We start from the raw sequence: 15537 nt of genomic DNA, 5'->3' as shown, positions 1-15537 counted from the left end.
TCCGTCTCGGCTTCGCCGAGCCACCTCTCCCCCGATCGACGGGGTAGAGGAAAGGCGCCAAGCTTTTTGCCTCAACGCCCGTCCAGCAATGCTCCCTTCCTTCCCTCCGGAGGGGGAAAGGTGCGAAGCAGCGACGGATTGGGGGAACCACATGGCAATCAAGCCTCGGCCTCACCAGTCACTCACAGAAGATGTGTGCATAGCGTAGACGAAGTGGGGAGAGTTGACCGCACAGCGGACGAGAGGGGCAGCGCTGCCCTTTGCGATGCAGCAGATGGTCGCTCGTTAACCGAATCGGAAGGAGATGTTTAACGCTTCGTCTCTATGTCCGGCCCCGGGAGGCACAACAGAGCGAGCATGATGAACGATAGCCCCGAAAAGCGAAACGAATGGCGCGCCATCTTCTATGTGCAGGCGCGCGTCGCCATCCTGTTTGTGCCGGTTGTGCTCAGCCTTCTCCTCATCGGCATCTTCGCCGGCAATGAGCGCAAATCCGTGCCCGATGCCGTCGATCCGACCGTGACGAGCTCGGTGCGCTGAGCAAGGCGTCGCCCGGCCGGCTTGCCCTGCACCGTCAAACAAACTTCGGGATCGGGCCGTTCTGCGGCGTCGTGTCGTCGCCGAGATCGATGAACACCTCGTCGACGAAGCACCAGCCCCAGCCTTCCGGCGGGTCGTAGCCCTCGATGATCGGATGCTGCGTGGCATGAAAATGCTTTGTCGCGTGGCGGTTGGGCGAGTCGTCGCAGCAGCCGACATGGCCGCAGGTCCGGCAGAGCCTCAAATGCACCCACCACGAGCCGCCCTTCAGGCATTCCTCGCAGCCGAGCGCGCTCGGCGTGACCTTTTTGATGTCCTTCGTATGTCTGCATTCGTCCATCATCGTCTCCTGGCCGGTTTGGCCTGTTGGTTCTAGAGCGTGATCCCGAAAAGTGGGAACCGGTTTTCGGAGAAAGATCTTGCTCCAACAAGAGTTGGACCGTGATGGCGATTCAATGAACCGCCGTCACGGTCTAGCGGCACCGTCCCGCGCCAGATAGGCATGCAGCGCCGCAACCACCTGGGCGCCTTCGCCGACGGCGGCAGCAACGCGCTTGGTCGAGCCGCAGCGCACATCGCCGATGGCGAACACGCCGCTGCGGCTGGTCTCCATCAGCCCGTGCCCCGGTGTCGTGTCCGGCCCGGTGCGCACGAAACCTTTGGCATCCAGCGCCACGTTGCAGTTCGCCAGCCAATCGGTGTTCGGGTCGGCGCCGATGAACAGGAAGAGGTGGCGGATTGCGCGCGTCGTCTCTTCGCCTGTCGCCCGGTTGCGCCAGTGCACCCGCTCGAGATTGCCCTCATGGCCCTCCAGCGCCGCGACCTCGGTCTCGGTCAGCACCTCGATGTTGGGCTGTGCCTTGATGCGCTCGACCAGATAGCGCGACATCGTGGCGTCGAGGCTGTCGCGGCGCGCCAGCAGCGTCACCTTGCGCACTTGGCTCGCCAGATAGACGGCCGCTTGGCCGGCCGAATTGCCGGCACCCACCAGCGCCACCTCCTGATTCCGGCAAAGCCTGGCCTCGATCGGCGAGGCCCAGTAATGCACCGAGGTCCCCTCGAACTGTGCGAGGTTGGCGATATCGAGGCGGCGGTAGCGCGCGCCGCTGGCGATCACCACCGCGCGCGAGCGCACCGTTTCGCCATCGCCAATGGCAAGCTGGTAGCGGGCGCCGTCGGTAGCGTCGTCGAGCAGCTTCGCCTCGTCGGGGATCACCATCTCGACGCCGAATTTCTGCGCCTGGTTGTAGGCGCGCGCCATCAGCGCCATGCCGGTGATGCCGGTCGGGAAGCCGAGATAGTTTTCGATGCGGGCCGAGGCGCCTGCCTGACCGCCGAAGGCGCGGCAATCGAGCACGATGGTCGACAGCCCTTCCGAGGCGGCATAGACCGCGGCCGCCAGCCCCGCCGGCCCGGCGCCGACGATCGCCACGTCATAGATCTTGTCGGCATCGATCGGCCGCAGCAGGCCGACACATCGGGCAAGCTCGGTCTCGCCCGGATTGTGCATCAGCTTGCCGTTCGGACACAGCACGATCGGCAGGTGGTGCGGGTCGACATGAAACCGCTCGATCAGCGTTTTGGCGCAAGGGTCGGTGTCGGAATCGAGCGCCCGGTGCGGCAGGCCGCTGCGGCGCAGAAAGCCCTGCAGCCGCAGCACGTCGCCATTGCCGGGCGGACCGATGACGACCGGCCCGCTGGCGCCGCTTTCGAGCAGGCCGACCCGGCGCAGGATCAGCGCCCGCATGACGCGCTCGCCGAGATTGGCCTCCTGCACCATCAGATCGCGCAGGCGCTGCGAGGGGATGACGATCGCCTCGACCGGCTCGACCGCCTCGGCATTGACCAGCGACGGCCGGTTCGACAATTGCGCCAGCTCACCGACGAAATTGCCGGCACCGTAGCTGATGATCGCCTCGCGCGGGCCAAGCCCGCCGGCCTGGGTGATGTCGACCTTGCCCGACAGGATGAGGATCAGTCCAGGCGAGACCGCGCCGGCTGTCACGATGTGGTCGCCGGCGGCATAGGCCGTGGCCTCGCCAAAGCGGCGCATGCGCTCGATGTCCGCGTCGGTGAGGATCGGAAACATCTGGTCGCGGCGCGCGGCGATGGTCGGGCTGACGGAAGGGGCCATGGGGCGGACCGTAGCGTCGTCGAGGCCGGGTTTGAAGCGCTTTGTTGGGAGACTGGCCGGAAGGAGAGGTTGGTCGCTATGCTTTCATCTATCCGAGCGACGTCGCCAGCTTGCGCAGCGCCCCGCGCGGATCCTCGGTGATGACTGAGCCATGCGAGACAAGGATGCGCTTGAGCGCCGGCTGTTCGGCCCATTGTCTCAATTGCGCCGCGAGTGCCGCCTTGTCGCCGACCATCGTCAGTTTGACCGGCCAAGGTATATGCGGCTCATCACCGGCAAATCCCATCATGCGCAATGCCCAGCCTGCAAAGCCGGATGCGCCGCGAATGTTGCCGACGATATCATTGAGAACGAGCGTCGTGCCGTTCGCTCCGTCAATTTGCAACGCCGCTTCGCGATCACGGGTTCCGGGGACGGTGACGAGCTTGACGTCGGGATCCCCAAAGTCGCCGTACGTCGCATCGACCTGTACCGCCTTCTCGACGCTCTTGAGCGCGCCAGCCGGTGCAATCACCTGAAGGGTGGGATAGCGATCCTTCCATGGTTTTGCATCGAGCCGGTGATGATCATTAGGGACGATCAAGAAGGCCGGCTGGCCGAAGGCCTCGATCTCGCGCATCTGTTCGTCGTCGAGCGCGATGGCGCTGAAGATGACAAGCCGCCGGTCGCGCAGTCGCACCACGGTCATGCGCCGTTTCATGTTGCCAACCGGCATCGGTATGTCGCCGGTCACCGTCAGAATATCGTCGTCGACAGGAGAGAGCCTGCCATGCGGCAGAACCTTCCACTCCTTGAACGGCGCGGGCATCACGGAACCTCGGGTTAACCGGCAAGATAGGAACGGTTCAACGCGAGATGAGTTGCAGGGCACAAAAAAGCCCGGAAATCCGGGCTTTTTTGCTCATCGCGTCAGATCGTCTGAAACGGGAATTTGGTGCCCAGAAGAGGACTCGAACCTCCACTCCTTGCGGAACACGGACCTGAACCGTGCGCGTCTACCAATTCCGCCATCTGGGCTGGTGGGCGCTCTAGTAAGCGGGCAAACGGTGTGTGTCAACGCGGTTTTTTCGTCAGCGCTGGCCCTCTTTCTTCCCAGCGTAGGCGCTGCCCTTCATTGCCCTGCCGGGCATTTCTCCCCGTATAGTGACGGGGAGAAAGGGCTGGCGTCGGCGCCAGCGCCCTTCTTGCAACGCCTCACCCCTCCAGCACGTCTTTCTTGGCCACGGTGGAATCGGCGTTGAGCTTGTAGATCACCGGCACGCCGGTGCCGAGCTCGAGCTTGACGATCTCCTCACCGCTCTTGCCGTCCAGCGCCATGATCAGCGCGCGCAACGAATTGCCGTGCGCGGCGACCAGCACGGTCTCGCCGCGCAGCACATGCGGCTGCACCTCGTGCAGGTAATAGGGCCACACGCGCGCGCCGGTGTCCTTCAGGCTTTCGCCGCCGGGCGGCGCGATATCGTAGGAGCGGCGCCAGATATGCACCTGCTCCTCGCCCCATTTCTTGCGCGCGTCGTCCTTGTTGAGGCCGGAGAGGTCGCCATAGTCGCGCTCGTTGAGCGCCTGGTCGCGGATCGTCTTCAGGTCGCTCTGGCCGACGATGTCGAGGATGTGCTGGCAGGTCACCTGCGCCCGCTTCAAGGCAGACGTGTAGGCGATGTCGAATTTCAGGCCGCGCGCCTTGAGCTTCTCGCCGGCGGCAAGCGCCTCTGCAGTGCCCTGCTCGGTCAGCCCGACGTCGCGCCAGCCGGTGAACAGGTTCTTCAGGTTCCATTCGCTCTGGCCGTGGCGCACGAGCACGAGAGTTCCCGACATGTTTGCTCCTATGGAATGGTTTGGATAGGGATCAGCTCAGGCCGAGCACGTCCCGCATGGAATAAAGCCCCGGCTTCTTCGCGCGGGCCCAAAGCGCGGCTTTCACCGCGCCGCGCGCGAAGATCGCCCGGTCCTCGGCATGGTGGGAAAGCGTGATGCGCTCGCCGGTGCCGGCCAAGATCACGCTGTGGTCGCCGACGACGGAGCCGCCGCGCAGCGTTGCGAAGCCGATGGAGCCGGCCTTGCGCACGCCGGTATGGCCGTCGCGCACCCGCACGCTGTTGTCGGCGAGATCGATGCCGCGCCCTTTCGCCGCCGCCTCGCCGAGCAGCAGCGCCGTGCCGGACGGCGCGTCGACCTTGTGCCGATGGTGCATCTCCAGGATCTCGATGTCGAAATCCTCCGGGTCGAGCGCCTTCGCGGCCTGCTCGACCAGCACCGCCAGCAGATTGACGCCGAGGCTCATATTGCCCGATTTGACGATCGTGGCATGGCGCGCGGCGGCGGCGATCTTCGCGTTATCGTCGGCCGAGCAGCCGGTGGTGCCGATGACATGGACGATGCGCGCCTGCGCGGCATAGCCGGCGAATTCGACGCTTGCCGCGGGCGCCGTAAAATCGAGCACGCCGTCGGCCTTGGCGAAGGCCGGCAGCGGGTCGTCGACGATCGGCACGTTGATGATGCCGATGCCGGCGAGCTCGCCCGCATCCTTGCCGAGATGGGCCGAGTCCGGCCGCTCGACCGCGGCGGCGACGCGCGCGCCGGGCATGGTATGGATGGCGCGGATCAGCGTCTGGCCCATGCGGCCGGCGGCGCCCACCACCGCCAGGCCCATATCGCCGGCTTCACTCATGCGCTTCTCCTGACGGTCTTCTTGGCGCGGCTGCGCGATGCGGGAGTTTGGGCCGAAGTCTGGCTTGCCTTGACGTCGTCGACAAGCCCCAGCCCCTTCTTGCCCTGTATCCGATGGAAGCGGGCATAGATGCTGTGCGGGTCGGCCATCAGCGTCGCGTGCGTGCCTTCCTCGACCAGCCGCCCCTCCTCCAGCACGATGATGCGGTCGGCATTGACCACTGTCGACAGCCGGTGCGCGATCACGATGGTGGTGCGCCCTTCCATGACATGGGTCAGCGCTTCCTGCACGCGCGCTTCCGCCTCGTTGTCGAGCGCCGAGGTCGCTTCGTCGAGCAGAAGGATGGGCGCCTGGCGCACGATGGCGCGCGCGATCGAGACGCGCTGGCGCTGGCCGCCCGACAGCGTCACGCCGTTCTCGCCGACCGGCGTGTCGTAGCCTTGCGGCTGCTGGCGGATGAAATCGTCGGCGGCCGCCTGTTTCGCCGCCTGCTCGATCTCGGCGTCGGTGGCCGACAGCCGGCCGTAGCGGATGTTGTCGCGGATCGTGCCTTCGAACAGATAAGGCGCCTGCGAGACATAGGCGATCGATTGGCGCAGCGACCGCTTCGTCACCTTCGAGATGTCCTGGCCGTCGACTTTGATCGAGCCCTGGTCGACGTCGTAGAAGCGCTGCAGCAGCGCCACCAGCGTCGACTTGCCGGCGCCCGAGGCGCCGACGATCGCCGTCACCTTGCCGGCGGCGGCGGTGAAGCTCAGGTTTCGCAGCACCGGCATGTCGGCGCTGTAGCCGAACGTCACATTGTTGAAGCGCACCTCGCCGGTGGTGATCTTCGCCTCAACCGCGTCGGGCGCGTCGCCCTGCTTCGGCTCGAGGTCGAGCAGCTCGTAGATCATGCGGGCATTGACCAGCGCGCGTTCCATCGTGACCTGCATGCGCGCCAGGCGCCGCGCCGGATCATAGGCAAGAATCAGCGCGGTGATGAAGGAAAACACCGCGCCCGGCGGTTGGCCGAGATACAATGCCCGATAGCCGGAATAGGCGATGACGGCGGTGACGGCGAGACCGGCCAGCATGTCGGAAATCGGCGATAGCCGCTCGGAGACGCGGGCGATCTTGTTGCTGCGCTGCTCGGCCGTATCGGCCATGATGCCGATGCGGCGGGCCAGCTCATCCTCCATGGTGAAGGCCTTGACGATGGCGATGCCTTGAACTGCCTCCTGCACCGAGCCGCTCAGCCGCGAGTTGATCAGGACGGATTCGCGGTTGATCTTGCGCACCCGCCGCGTGATGTAGACGACGGCCCAGATCAGCGGCGGTCCGATCAGCAGCGAGCTGAGCGACAGCACCGGATCCTGGTAGACCATCAGGCAGACTAGGCCGATCAGCGTCACCGCGTCGCGGGTGATCGAAATCAAGGTCAGCGACAGCAGGTCGCGAATGCCGCCGACATTCTCGTCCAGCTGCGCCGCCAGGCGCCCGGAACGCGTATCGTTGAAGAAATTGACGCCGAGCTTCATCAGTTGGTCGAAACAGCGTTTCTGGTACCGGGCGACGAGATTGTTGCCGATCGTGGCTAACATCACCGCCTGGCCGTAACCGGCAAAGCCGCGCACGAGGAAGGCGCCCATGAAGCCGGCGCAAATCCACCAGACGGCGCCGCTGCTCCGTTCGTAGAAGATCTCATTGACCATCGGGGCCATGACCCAGGCCGAGAAGGCGGTCGCGCCCGAAACCAGCAGCGAGCAGACGATGACGACCGCATAGGACCAGCGATGGTCATAGCCGTTTTCAGCGACGATACGGCGCAGCACCGCCGTGACCTCGGCGGGCCGGCTTTTTGCCTTGTTTGGATTTTGAAGTGTCAAATCGAAGCGCTTCGTGGGTTCTCGTAAACGTCAGGACGCCTTTTTCGCACCCTCTTAGCGCCCCGGCTACGGCTTGCCTATGGCGAAACTTCGTCGCGCCGTCCCGAGCGCCGGAGCAATCACACCCGCCAGTGCCGCCCCGCCGTCCGCACGCCGAACAGCGAAGGCGTCCTGGCATAGGCGGCAAGCCCGAGCAGCGCCGCCAGCGGATGGGTGATGACGTAGACCGGCATTTCGCGCATCAGCGCGCGGTGCGGCGCCTTGTCCTCGAAGGCGGCGCGGAAATTGCCCGCTTTGAGCGCCGGCACGATCTTTTGCGCGATGCCGCCGGTCAGGAACACACCGCCGCGGCCCATGAACACCAGCGCCAGGTCGCCCGCGGTGCGGCCGAGGCAGGTGACGAACAGCGCCAGCGCCTCCTCGGCCACCGGATCGGACTTCGAAAGCGCCGCCGCCGTGACCTCGGCCGGCGTGGTCAAGGGCGTCGGCCTGCCGTCCGTGCTGGCCACGGCGCGGTAGACGTTGACGAGCCCACGTCCGCACAGGATCTGCTCGCCGGATATGCGGCCCTCAAGCTTGTCGATATGCGGGAACACTTCGAAGTCGCGCGGCGTGCGCGGGCCAATGTCCATATGCCCGCCCTCGCCCGGCACCGGTATCCAATGGTCGAGCGCATAGATCAGCCCGGCGACGCCGAGACCCGTTCCGGGACCGAGCACAACCCGGCTCGCATTGGGTTCCGGCGTGCCGCCGCCGATCTTTTCCATATGCTCTTCGCCGAGCGCCACCACGGCCAGCGCCTGCGCCTCGAAATCGTTGAGCACAACGACCTCGCCCAGACCCAGATTGGCAAGCATGTGCCGGGGCCTCACGACCCAGGGGCAGTTGGTGAGCGGGATCTCGTCGCCGTCAACCGGCCCGGCGACCGCCAGCACCGCCGAGTTCGGCTGGATGGACGAGCGGTCGAGCACCGCCGCCTGGATCGCCTCGTCGATGGTTTTGAAATTCGCCGTCTGGACGATCTGCGGCTCGGTCGCTTCCGAATTGGCGTCGAGCACGATCGAGAAGCGCGCATTCGTGCCGCCAATGTCGCCGATCAGGACCGGAAACCGCAGTCCCTTCTCGTCTTCGCCTGCCATGCTCTTGATCGTCCTCGTTGCGGCCGCCGCTGCGCCGTTTCAATCGATTGACTAGCGCATGACCCCGCAAAGGGGAAGCCCGCTTGCGCCTTAGAGCAACTCCAGGAAAAGTGAGAGCGGTTAGGCTCGGCGCCCGCTCCGTAGCTTTCCGTCCGGAATTGCGTCAAAGCCATGAGATAGGGCGTTTCGCCGCTTCGTGAAACGGTGGAACGCACTAGTTACCCGGCCTTGGCCTTGGCAGCGGGATGCCGATCTTTGGCGTCGGCGCGAAAGCGCTTGCCGCCGCCGGGATCGCAGCGTTGCCGCTGGAGATCGTTTCCGCCGGCTCGGTCGGCTGCGGTTCGGCCACGGCCACCGCGGCATCGCCGCCGCCATGATAGGTCACGGCCTCCAGCGAGGGCGCGTCCGGCGCATTGACTACGTCCTGGCATTGCTTGGGCAGGTTGGCCATCGTCATCAGGTCGCGCGCCTTGGGCGCATCCGGATTCTTGTTCGGCCGCCACGGCTCCTCGGTGAACCACCAGGCGAGCGGCTTGCCGCAGCCATCGTCGTCCGGCGTCGTCTCTTGCCCCTTGCAGAAGGGCGAGCCCGGCTGACAGCCGATGCGCATATGGAAATGATAGTCGTGGCCCCAGAACGGCCGGATCTTGCGCAGCCAGGAGCGGCCGCCGGTGACGGTGTCGCAGAGCTTCTTCTTGATGCCGGGATTGACCAGGATGCGCTCGACCTCAGGATAGCTCGCCGCGCGCTTCAAAAGCCGCGTATGCGCCGGCGTCCACAGCGCGTCCTTCACCAGATGCGTTTTTTCGTCGACCATCAGCGTCGCGCTCATGGTCTCGCGCTGCGCGATCGTCAGCGGCCGCTTCGGCATCGGCGTCAGCCAGATATCGGCGTCGAGCCCGATCTGGTGCGAGGCGTGGCCGGTCATCATCGGTCCGCCGCGCGGCTGCGAGACATCGCCGACCAGAAGCCCCGGCCAGCCATCCGCCTGGGCATCGCGCGAAAGCTTCTCGATCAGCGCGATCATCGCCGGATGGCCCCAGCGCCGGTTGCGCGACGGGCGCATCACTTCCCAGGTCGGGCCGTCCATCGGCAGCGCAACGCCACCGGTGAAGCAGCCTTTCGAATAGAAACCGAAGGATTGCGCGGGCGCCACGGCCGGCAGTTTTCGGGCGCCGAACAACTCCTTGGCACGAGGTTCGGCCGAAATAGCGACAGCCGCCAGCGCGGCGAGCGCCACCAGCGCCAGCGCGGCGGTCAGGAACGGCTTACGGTCAGGCAGCGATCGCAAATTCATCAGGCTGGGTCCCTCTCCAGTCTATCCCTTTGCCGCGCGTCAAGCGACCTGATCAGGAACGAACCATACCACGCCGGGCGTCCCACAGCGATCAAAGCAGTAGAAGATGATCGTCCTTCACCGGCATCATCCTCGCATCGGGCTGCGCGGCGCTCCGTCCCGCCAGTTGCCCTCGGCCCACATCCGCTCCAGCGCCACCCGGTAGTTGGGAAACCGGAAGCGGTAGCCGGCCGCCTTGATCGCCTGATTCTCAACGCGCTTGTTCTCGCCATAGAAAGACCGCGCCATGGACGAAAGTTGGGCAGTCTCGAAAGGAATTTCGGGCGGCGGGTCGATCCCCATCAGCCCGGCGGCGTAGGCCACGACGTCCTGCGGCGGCGCCGGCTCGTCGTCGGTGACGTTGAAGATGCCGCCGAGATTGTTTTCCGCCAGAAGCCAGAGCGCCCCGGCGATGTCGTCGCAATGAATGCGGTTGAACACCTGTCCTGGCTTGACCAGCCGTCTTGCGGTGCCGTCCTCGAGATTGGCCAGCGCGTTGCGGCCCGGCCCGTAGATCCCGGAAAGCCGCAGGATCGCCACCGGTTTGCCGATCGCCCGGCCAAGCTTCAGCCATTCCTGTTCGGCTGCCACCCGCATCATCGAGCGCTTCGACACCGGCCGGCAGTCGCTGGTCTCGTCCACCCAGGCGCCGCCATGGTCGCCATAGACGCCGACGGTCGAGAGATAGCCGATCCATTCCAGCGCCGGCATCTTTGCCCGGATCGTCTCGCTGGCGGCGTTGAGCACCGGGTCGCCGGCGTCGTCGGGAGCGATCGAGATGATGAGATGCGTGGTCCTTGCGAGCGCCTCACCCAGTTCAGTCGATAGTGCGCCGTCGAATCGCAAGGACTCGATGCCGGCCGACCGTAGCGCCTCGAACTTCTCCGGCGTCCGAGTCGTGCCGGCGACCGGCGCGTGTTGCGCGTTGGCCCGCGCGAAAGCTTTGGCCGAATAGCCGGCGCCGAAGACGAAGAAGCGTCTTTCGCCCATCGATGAACCCCTTCAATCGGCCTTCGCCGGATATGCCGGCACCGCCAGCCATTCCTCGCGGACCGTCGCATCCGTCTCGGCTTTCGCAGCTGTGGCGGCAAGATCGCCAAATTCGCGGTCGGAGAGCAGTCGCGACAGGGCCCAGATTGCCGCACCCCGCACCAGCGGCGAAGCGTCGCCCAGCAGGCGACGCACAATGGGCGTTAGCGAAGCGTCGCCCGAATTGCCGGCGGCAATCAGCACGTTGCGGACAAAGCGGTCGCGGCCGATGCGCTTGATCGGCGAGCCAGAGAAGAAAGCGCGGAACGCCGCGTCGTCGAGCGCGAGCAGCTCCGAGAGCGGCGGCTCGCGAAGATCGGCGCGCGCGGCCAGCTTTGCCTCGGACGCCGCGCTGGCGAACTTGTTCCACGGACAGGCGGCCAGGCAATCGTCGCAGCCATAGATGCGGTTGCCGATCTTGTCGCGGAACTCGCGCGGGATCGGCCCCTTGTTCTCGATAGTCAGATAGGAAATGCAGCGCCGCGCATCGAGCCGGTAGGGCGCGGGGAACGCGCCGGTCGGGCAGACGTCGAGGCAGGCTCGGCAGGAGCCGCAATGGTCGATTTCGGGCTGGTCCGGCTCCAGCTCGGCCGTGGTGAAGATCGTGCCGAGGAACAGCCACGAGCCATGCGCGCGGCTGACCAGGTTGGTGTGCTTGCCTTGCCAGCCGAGCCCCGCCGCTTCGGCAAGAGGCTTTTCCATCACTGGTGCCGTATCGACAAACACCTTCACGTCGCCGCCTGCCTTCGCCACGATCTTGCCGGCGATCTCCTTCAGCCGGCCCTTCATCACGTCGTGGTAGTCGCGGTTCTGCGCATAGACCGAGATCGCGCCGCGGTCGCGCTTTTCGAGGACATCGCGCGGGTCGCGGTCCGGGCCGTAATTCATGGCGAGAACGATGATGGAGCGCACCTCCGGCCACAGCGTCGAGGGTTCGGCGCGGCGCTGAACAGTGTCGGCGATCCACTCCATCGAGCCGTGGAAACCGTCGGATACGAATTCGGCGAGCCTTGCCGGCGCCAGCGGGATCGCGTCCGGCCGGGTCACCGCGACAGCCTCGAAGCCGGCGCGGCGCGCCTCCGCCTCGATCAGCGCGCGCAAGGTTTCAGAAGTCGAGGTCCGCATAATGCGATACCGGCGACAGGCCGCGCACCCGGTCTGAAAGCAGCGGCCGGAACGACGGCCGCGATTTCACCCGCGTGTACCATTCGCGCGCGGCGCCATGTTCGCGCCAGTCGATCTCGCCGAGATAATCGAGCACCGAAAGCGTCGCCGCCGCCGCGAGATCGGCATAGGTCACCTTGTTGCCGGCCAGCCAATGGCGCGTGCCGGCGAGCCAGTTGGTGTATTTCATGTGCTGGCGGATGTTGGCGCGCGCGGCGCGGATCGCGGCCGAGTCCGGCGAGCCGCCGCCGGCGGTTTCCGGCATGACCGGCTTCAGCACGCGCTCGCGCACCAGGTGGCGGGTCACTTCGCTTTCAGCCTTCGCCAGATACCAGTCGGTCAGCCGGCGGATTTCGGCGCGCTGCATCGGGTCCTCAGCGAACAGCCGCTTGTCGCGCTTGAGCACACCGCGCGTCTCGTCGAGATATTCGGCAATCACCATGGCGCCGACGATCGGCACGTCGCCTTCGGCGAGCAGGATCGGCAGCGTGCCGGCCGGGTTCAGCGCCAGGAACTCCTTGCGCCGCGTCCACGGCTTTTCCTCGATCAGCGCCAACTCCTCGCCATACTCGCCGAAAGCGAGGCGCACGAAGCGGCAGGTGGCAAACATGGGATGATGGAAAAGCGTCAGCATGGTTCCGCGATGAAAAGGCGCACTGGCGAATCGGTGTCAGCGCCGATAAGTCTTGGCCGGCCGATTCCAGGGACTGTCATGGTGTTGCGACCTATAGGGGGACTTCCGCCCCATGACAAGCAAGCCCTTCCCTTAGCCGTCATTCAAAAGCAGAGGTTGCCATGGAAAGCCAGACCATCGTCGAAGCGCTGCTGCTTGGGTTGCTGGAGGGCCTGACCGAGTTCATCCCGGTGTCCTCGACCGGCCACATCCTGCTTGCCGGGCATTTCCTCGGCTTCCACTCCACCGGCAAGGCCTTCGAGATCCTGATCCAGCTCGGCGCGATCCTGGCGATCCTCAGCGTCTATTTCAGCAAGCTGTGGCAGATGCTGATCAAGCTGCCCAGCGATCCGCAGACCCGGCATTTCGTCGTCGGTATCCTGATCGCCTTCCTGCCGGCCGCCGTCATCGGCGCGCTGGCGCATGATTTCATCAAGACCATATTGTTCGAATCGCCCCGGCTGATCTGCATCATGCTGATCATCGGCGGCGTGGTTCTGCTCATCGTCGACCGCATCAACCTCAAGCCGGTCCACCATGATGTCGAGGACTTCCCGTTGAGCGTCTATCTCAAGATCGGCCTGTTCCAGTGCCTGTCGCTGATCCCCGGCACCTCGCGCTCCGGCTCGACCATCGTCGGCGCGCTGCTGATGGGCGTCGACAAGCGCGCGGCGGCCGAATTCTCCTTCTTCCTCGCCATGCCGACCATGGTCGGCGCCTTCGCCTTCGATCTTTTCAAGAACCGCAACGTGCTGACCTCGGCCGATTTGCCGATCATCGCCGTCGGCTTCATCGCCGCCTTCGTCACCGCGCTCATCGTGGTGCGCTTCCTGCTCGATTACGTCTCGCGCAACGGTTATTCGCTGTTCGGCTGGTGGCGGCTGGTGGTTGGAGGACTCGGGTTGGCGGCGCTGATGGTCTGGGGGTGAACTGAGGTCGCTCTCTTATACTGCTTCGTCGAGTTCCTTCGCGCCCCCCTCTGCCCTGCTGGGCATCTCCCCCACGAGGGGGAAGATTAGCAGTTCCGCCAACGGCACCACCTCTTGCAACGTTGGCGATTGGCGAAGCGAGAGCGACATCTGATCTCCCCCCTCGTGGGGGAGATGGCCGGCAGGCCAGAGGGGGGCTGTCCCGCCAGCCCATCGCCGTTGGCAGACCCTCAACTCTTCCCGTAAAACGCGTTCTCGACATGCACCGGCCAGCGCCAGGGCAACACCGCCACCATGTCGAAGCGCATCGACAGCCGGCCGTAATCCGGCTGGCGCGACAGCCACAAATCCGCGGCGCCCTCGATGCGGCGCTCCGATTCGCGGCCGATCGCTTCCATCGCCTCGACCAATGTCCGCCGCGCCTTGACCTCGACGAACAGCACGAGGTCGCCGCGCCGGGCGATGAGGTCGATCTCGCCGAGCCTGGTGCGGTGGCGCCGGGCAAGGATGCGATAGCCTTTCAGCATCAGCGCCAGCGCCGCCAGCCACTCGCCGCGATGGCCGCGCCGATAGGCCTTTCGGCGATGGCCGACCGTGCGTTCAGCCATCCCCGTCCGCCTTCAGCTCCAGCAGTCGCCGATAAAGCGCCTGCTTCTGCCCGCCGGTCATTTTTGCCGCTTCCGCTGCAGCCTTCGATGCCGGCATTTCGGCCGCAAGCGAGAGCAGGAGGCGGTCGATGTCGGCCGGCTGGTCCTCCGCCGCTTCGGGCGGACCGACACAGATAACGATCTCGCCTTTCGGCGTGTCTGCCGCGGTATAGTGGTCTGCCAACTCGGCAAGCGTTCCGGTGCGCATCTCCTCGAACGTCTTGGTCAGCTCGCGCCCGATGGCGGCTTTCCGCGCGCCGCCCAGCGCCTCGACCATGGCGCCGAGCGTCTCTGCCAGACGGCGCGGCGATTCGAAGAAAATCAGCGTTGCCGGCACCTGCTTGAACGTCTCCAGCTTGGTCAGCCGCTGCCCGGCCTTCACGGGCAGAAATCCGGCGAACAGGAAAGCATCGGAAGGAAGGCCGGAAGCGGTCAGCGCCGCAAGCGGAGCCGAAGGTCCAGGGATGGGCACGACGCGAATGCCGCGCTCCAGCGCCTCGCCGACCAGCCGGTAGCCGGGGTCGGAGACCAAAGGCGTGCCGGCGTCGGAGATCAGCGCCACACTCTGCCCGGCAGCCATCGCCTCGATCAGCTTCGGCCCGGCCTCGCCCGCATTGTGCTCGTGATAGGCGGTGGTGCGGCGGCGGATGCCGTAGCGCTCGAGCAGCACGCGCGAGACGCGCGTGTCCTCGCAGGCGACGATGTCGGCGGCGGCCAGCGTCTCCAACGCGCGCAGCGTGATGTCGGCCAGATTGCCGATCGGCGTCGCCACCAGATAAAGCGCCGGCTGAAGCGGCCGCGCCGCGACCTCGCTTTGTCCGATCAGATAGCTGCGTTTGTCGCCGGTCACCGAATGCCCCTCATTCCGAGCAATTCCAGGAAAAGTGCGTCGCGGTTTTCCGTCCGGAATTGCGTAAGAACCAAATCTGTTTCGCATGGCTGACGCCCCGTTGCAAAATGTGAGGTCGAGGCAACGAAATCGCCTTGCCTTTGCCACAGTGCGGAACGAAACCCACATCGGCGAATTTAACCCCTGATTCCCCGGGAGGAGGCAGGACCGAACGATGCCCAATCGCTTCGATATTTTTATCAGCCGACTTGAAAGCAAGACCGCCCGCGAGGGCATCCCTCCACACCCCATCGCCGCCGAGTCCGGCGCGCGCCGCGACAAGGCCGACCAGAAGCCTGTCCGTCACGGCGAGGCGCATGGCGAGAAGCACCGCGGCAAGCACCGCCAGAAGCACGACGCTTAAGGCGTCGCATGTGAGCGCAGGCAGCTCCCTTTCGTCATTCCAGGGCGGAGCAAGGAGCGAAGCGACGCGCGCAGACCCTGGAATCCTGTGTGTTGGTTCTGGTGTATGGTTGAAGTGGGAAGGAGACCGAATGAATCCTGGTCGTCCTTTCGGACAG

General features: G+C 65.5%; 16 protein-coding genes and 1 tRNA gene. 3 read left to right on the top strand and 14 right to left on the bottom strand.

Translation table 11 applies throughout. From position 1 onward, the window contains the following. Positions 1-357 precede the first annotated feature (357 nt). A complete protein-coding gene (locus FJ423_RS32890) occupies positions 358-540 on the top strand; it encodes a hypothetical protein (RefSeq protein ID WP_112128832.1) in 183 nt (60 codons plus the stop codon). 34 nt (positions 541-574) lie between these two features. Here the strand turns inward: FJ423_RS32890 and FJ423_RS32885 are convergent, their stop codons facing one another. The 12 genes from FJ423_RS32885 to FJ423_RS32830 all read right to left on the bottom strand — a co-directional run bounded on the left by FJ423_RS32885 (position 575) and on the right by FJ423_RS32830 (position 12512). Then, positions 575-883, bottom strand: a complete 309-nt coding sequence (locus FJ423_RS32885) for a UBP-type zinc finger domain-containing protein (protein ID WP_181174983.1) — start codon at positions 881-883, stop codon at positions 575-577. Positions 884-1006: 123 nt separating this feature from the next. Next, a complete protein-coding gene (locus tag FJ423_RS32880; RefSeq protein WP_140847907.1) occupies positions 1007-2674 on the bottom strand; it encodes a cyclic nucleotide-binding domain-containing thioredoxin-disulfide reductase in 1668 nt (555 codons plus the stop codon). An 88-nt stretch (positions 2675-2762) separates the two neighbouring features. Continuing rightward, positions 2763-3545 carry a hypothetical protein gene (locus tag FJ423_RS32875; protein WP_210239590.1) on the bottom strand — a complete coding sequence of 261 codons (783 nt, stop codon included), beginning with the start codon at positions 3543-3545 and terminating at the stop codon, positions 2763-2765. 61 nt (positions 3546-3606) lie between these two features. Continuing rightward, positions 3607-3691 (bottom strand) — tRNA-Leu (locus FJ423_RS32870). 177 nt (positions 3692-3868) lie between these two features. Next, positions 3869-4489 carry a 2,3-bisphosphoglycerate-dependent phosphoglycerate mutase gene (locus FJ423_RS32865; RefSeq protein ID WP_140721670.1) on the bottom strand — a complete coding sequence of 207 codons (621 nt, stop codon included), beginning with the start codon at positions 4487-4489 and terminating at the stop codon, positions 3869-3871. Between the two features lie 31 nt (positions 4490-4520). After that, complete coding sequence (dapB, locus tag FJ423_RS32860) at positions 4521-5342, bottom strand: 4-hydroxy-tetrahydrodipicolinate reductase (protein ID WP_140847904.1); 822 nt, start codon at positions 5340-5342, stop codon at positions 4521-4523. Next, positions 5339-7210, bottom strand: coding sequence for an ABC transporter ATP-binding protein (locus tag FJ423_RS32855; RefSeq protein WP_140847901.1), 1872 nt, complete (start codon positions 7208-7210; stop codon positions 5339-5341). Before FJ423_RS32855 ends, dapB begins: the two co-directional genes overlap by 4 nt. Positions 7211-7329: 119 nt before the next feature. After that, positions 7330-8349 carry a glucokinase gene (locus tag FJ423_RS32850; protein WP_140847898.1) on the bottom strand — a complete coding sequence of 340 codons (1020 nt, stop codon included), beginning with the start codon at positions 8347-8349 and terminating at the stop codon, positions 7330-7332. A gap of 214 nt (positions 8350-8563) precedes the next feature. Then, positions 8564-9646, bottom strand: a complete 1083-nt coding sequence (gene mepA, locus FJ423_RS32845; protein WP_140847895.1) for a penicillin-insensitive murein endopeptidase — start codon at positions 9644-9646, stop codon at positions 8564-8566. Positions 9647-9772: 126 nt separating this feature from the next. Next, positions 9773-10675: an SDR family oxidoreductase gene (locus FJ423_RS32840; RefSeq protein ID WP_140847892.1), complete on the bottom strand. Its 903-nt coding sequence runs from the start codon at positions 10673-10675 to the stop codon at positions 9773-9775. A gap of 12 nt (positions 10676-10687) precedes the next feature. Further along, positions 10688-11839, bottom strand: a complete 1152-nt coding sequence (queG, locus tag FJ423_RS32835) for a tRNA epoxyqueuosine(34) reductase QueG (RefSeq protein WP_140847890.1) — start codon at positions 11837-11839, stop codon at positions 10688-10690. Beyond that, on the bottom strand, positions 11820-12512 hold the full coding sequence (locus FJ423_RS32830; RefSeq protein WP_040986376.1) for a glutathione S-transferase family protein: 693 nt from the start codon (positions 12510-12512) through the stop codon (positions 11820-11822). The genes queG and FJ423_RS32830 overlap by 20 nt, the downstream gene beginning before the upstream one ends. 161 nt (positions 12513-12673) lie before the next feature. Between FJ423_RS32830 and FJ423_RS32825 the strand changes: the two genes are divergently transcribed. Then, on the top strand, positions 12674-13480 hold the full coding sequence (locus tag FJ423_RS32825) for an undecaprenyl-diphosphate phosphatase (protein ID WP_140847887.1): 807 nt from the start codon (positions 12674-12676) through the stop codon (positions 13478-13480). Between the two features lie 230 nt (positions 13481-13710). Here the strand turns inward: FJ423_RS32825 and FJ423_RS32815 are convergent, their stop codons facing one another. Both FJ423_RS32815 and rsmI read right to left on the bottom strand, forming a co-directional pair. Further along, a complete protein-coding gene (locus FJ423_RS32815; RefSeq protein WP_140847882.1) occupies positions 13711-14088 on the bottom strand; it encodes a YraN family protein in 378 nt (125 codons plus the stop codon). Then, positions 14081-14977 (bottom strand): 16S rRNA (cytidine(1402)-2'-O)-methyltransferase, encoded by an 897-nt coding sequence (gene rsmI / locus FJ423_RS32810; protein ID WP_181174982.1) that lies wholly within the window; start codon positions 14975-14977, stop codon positions 14081-14083. Before rsmI ends, FJ423_RS32815 begins: the two co-directional genes overlap by 8 nt. Before the next feature lie 214 nt (positions 14978-15191). Between rsmI and FJ423_RS32805 the strand changes: the two genes are divergently transcribed. Beyond that, on the top strand, positions 15192-15380 hold the full coding sequence (locus FJ423_RS32805; protein WP_095767932.1) for a hypothetical protein: 189 nt from the start codon (positions 15192-15194) through the stop codon (positions 15378-15380). Positions 15381-15537 lie beyond the last annotated feature (157 nt).

It is taken from the genome of Mesorhizobium sp. B2-8-9, assembly GCF_006439475.1.
Taxonomy (GTDB): Bacteria; Pseudomonadota; Alphaproteobacteria; order Rhizobiales; family Rhizobiaceae; genus Mesorhizobium.
Note: the sequence above shows the minus strand (reverse complement) of the source record. Positions and strands in the feature narration are given on the sequence as shown.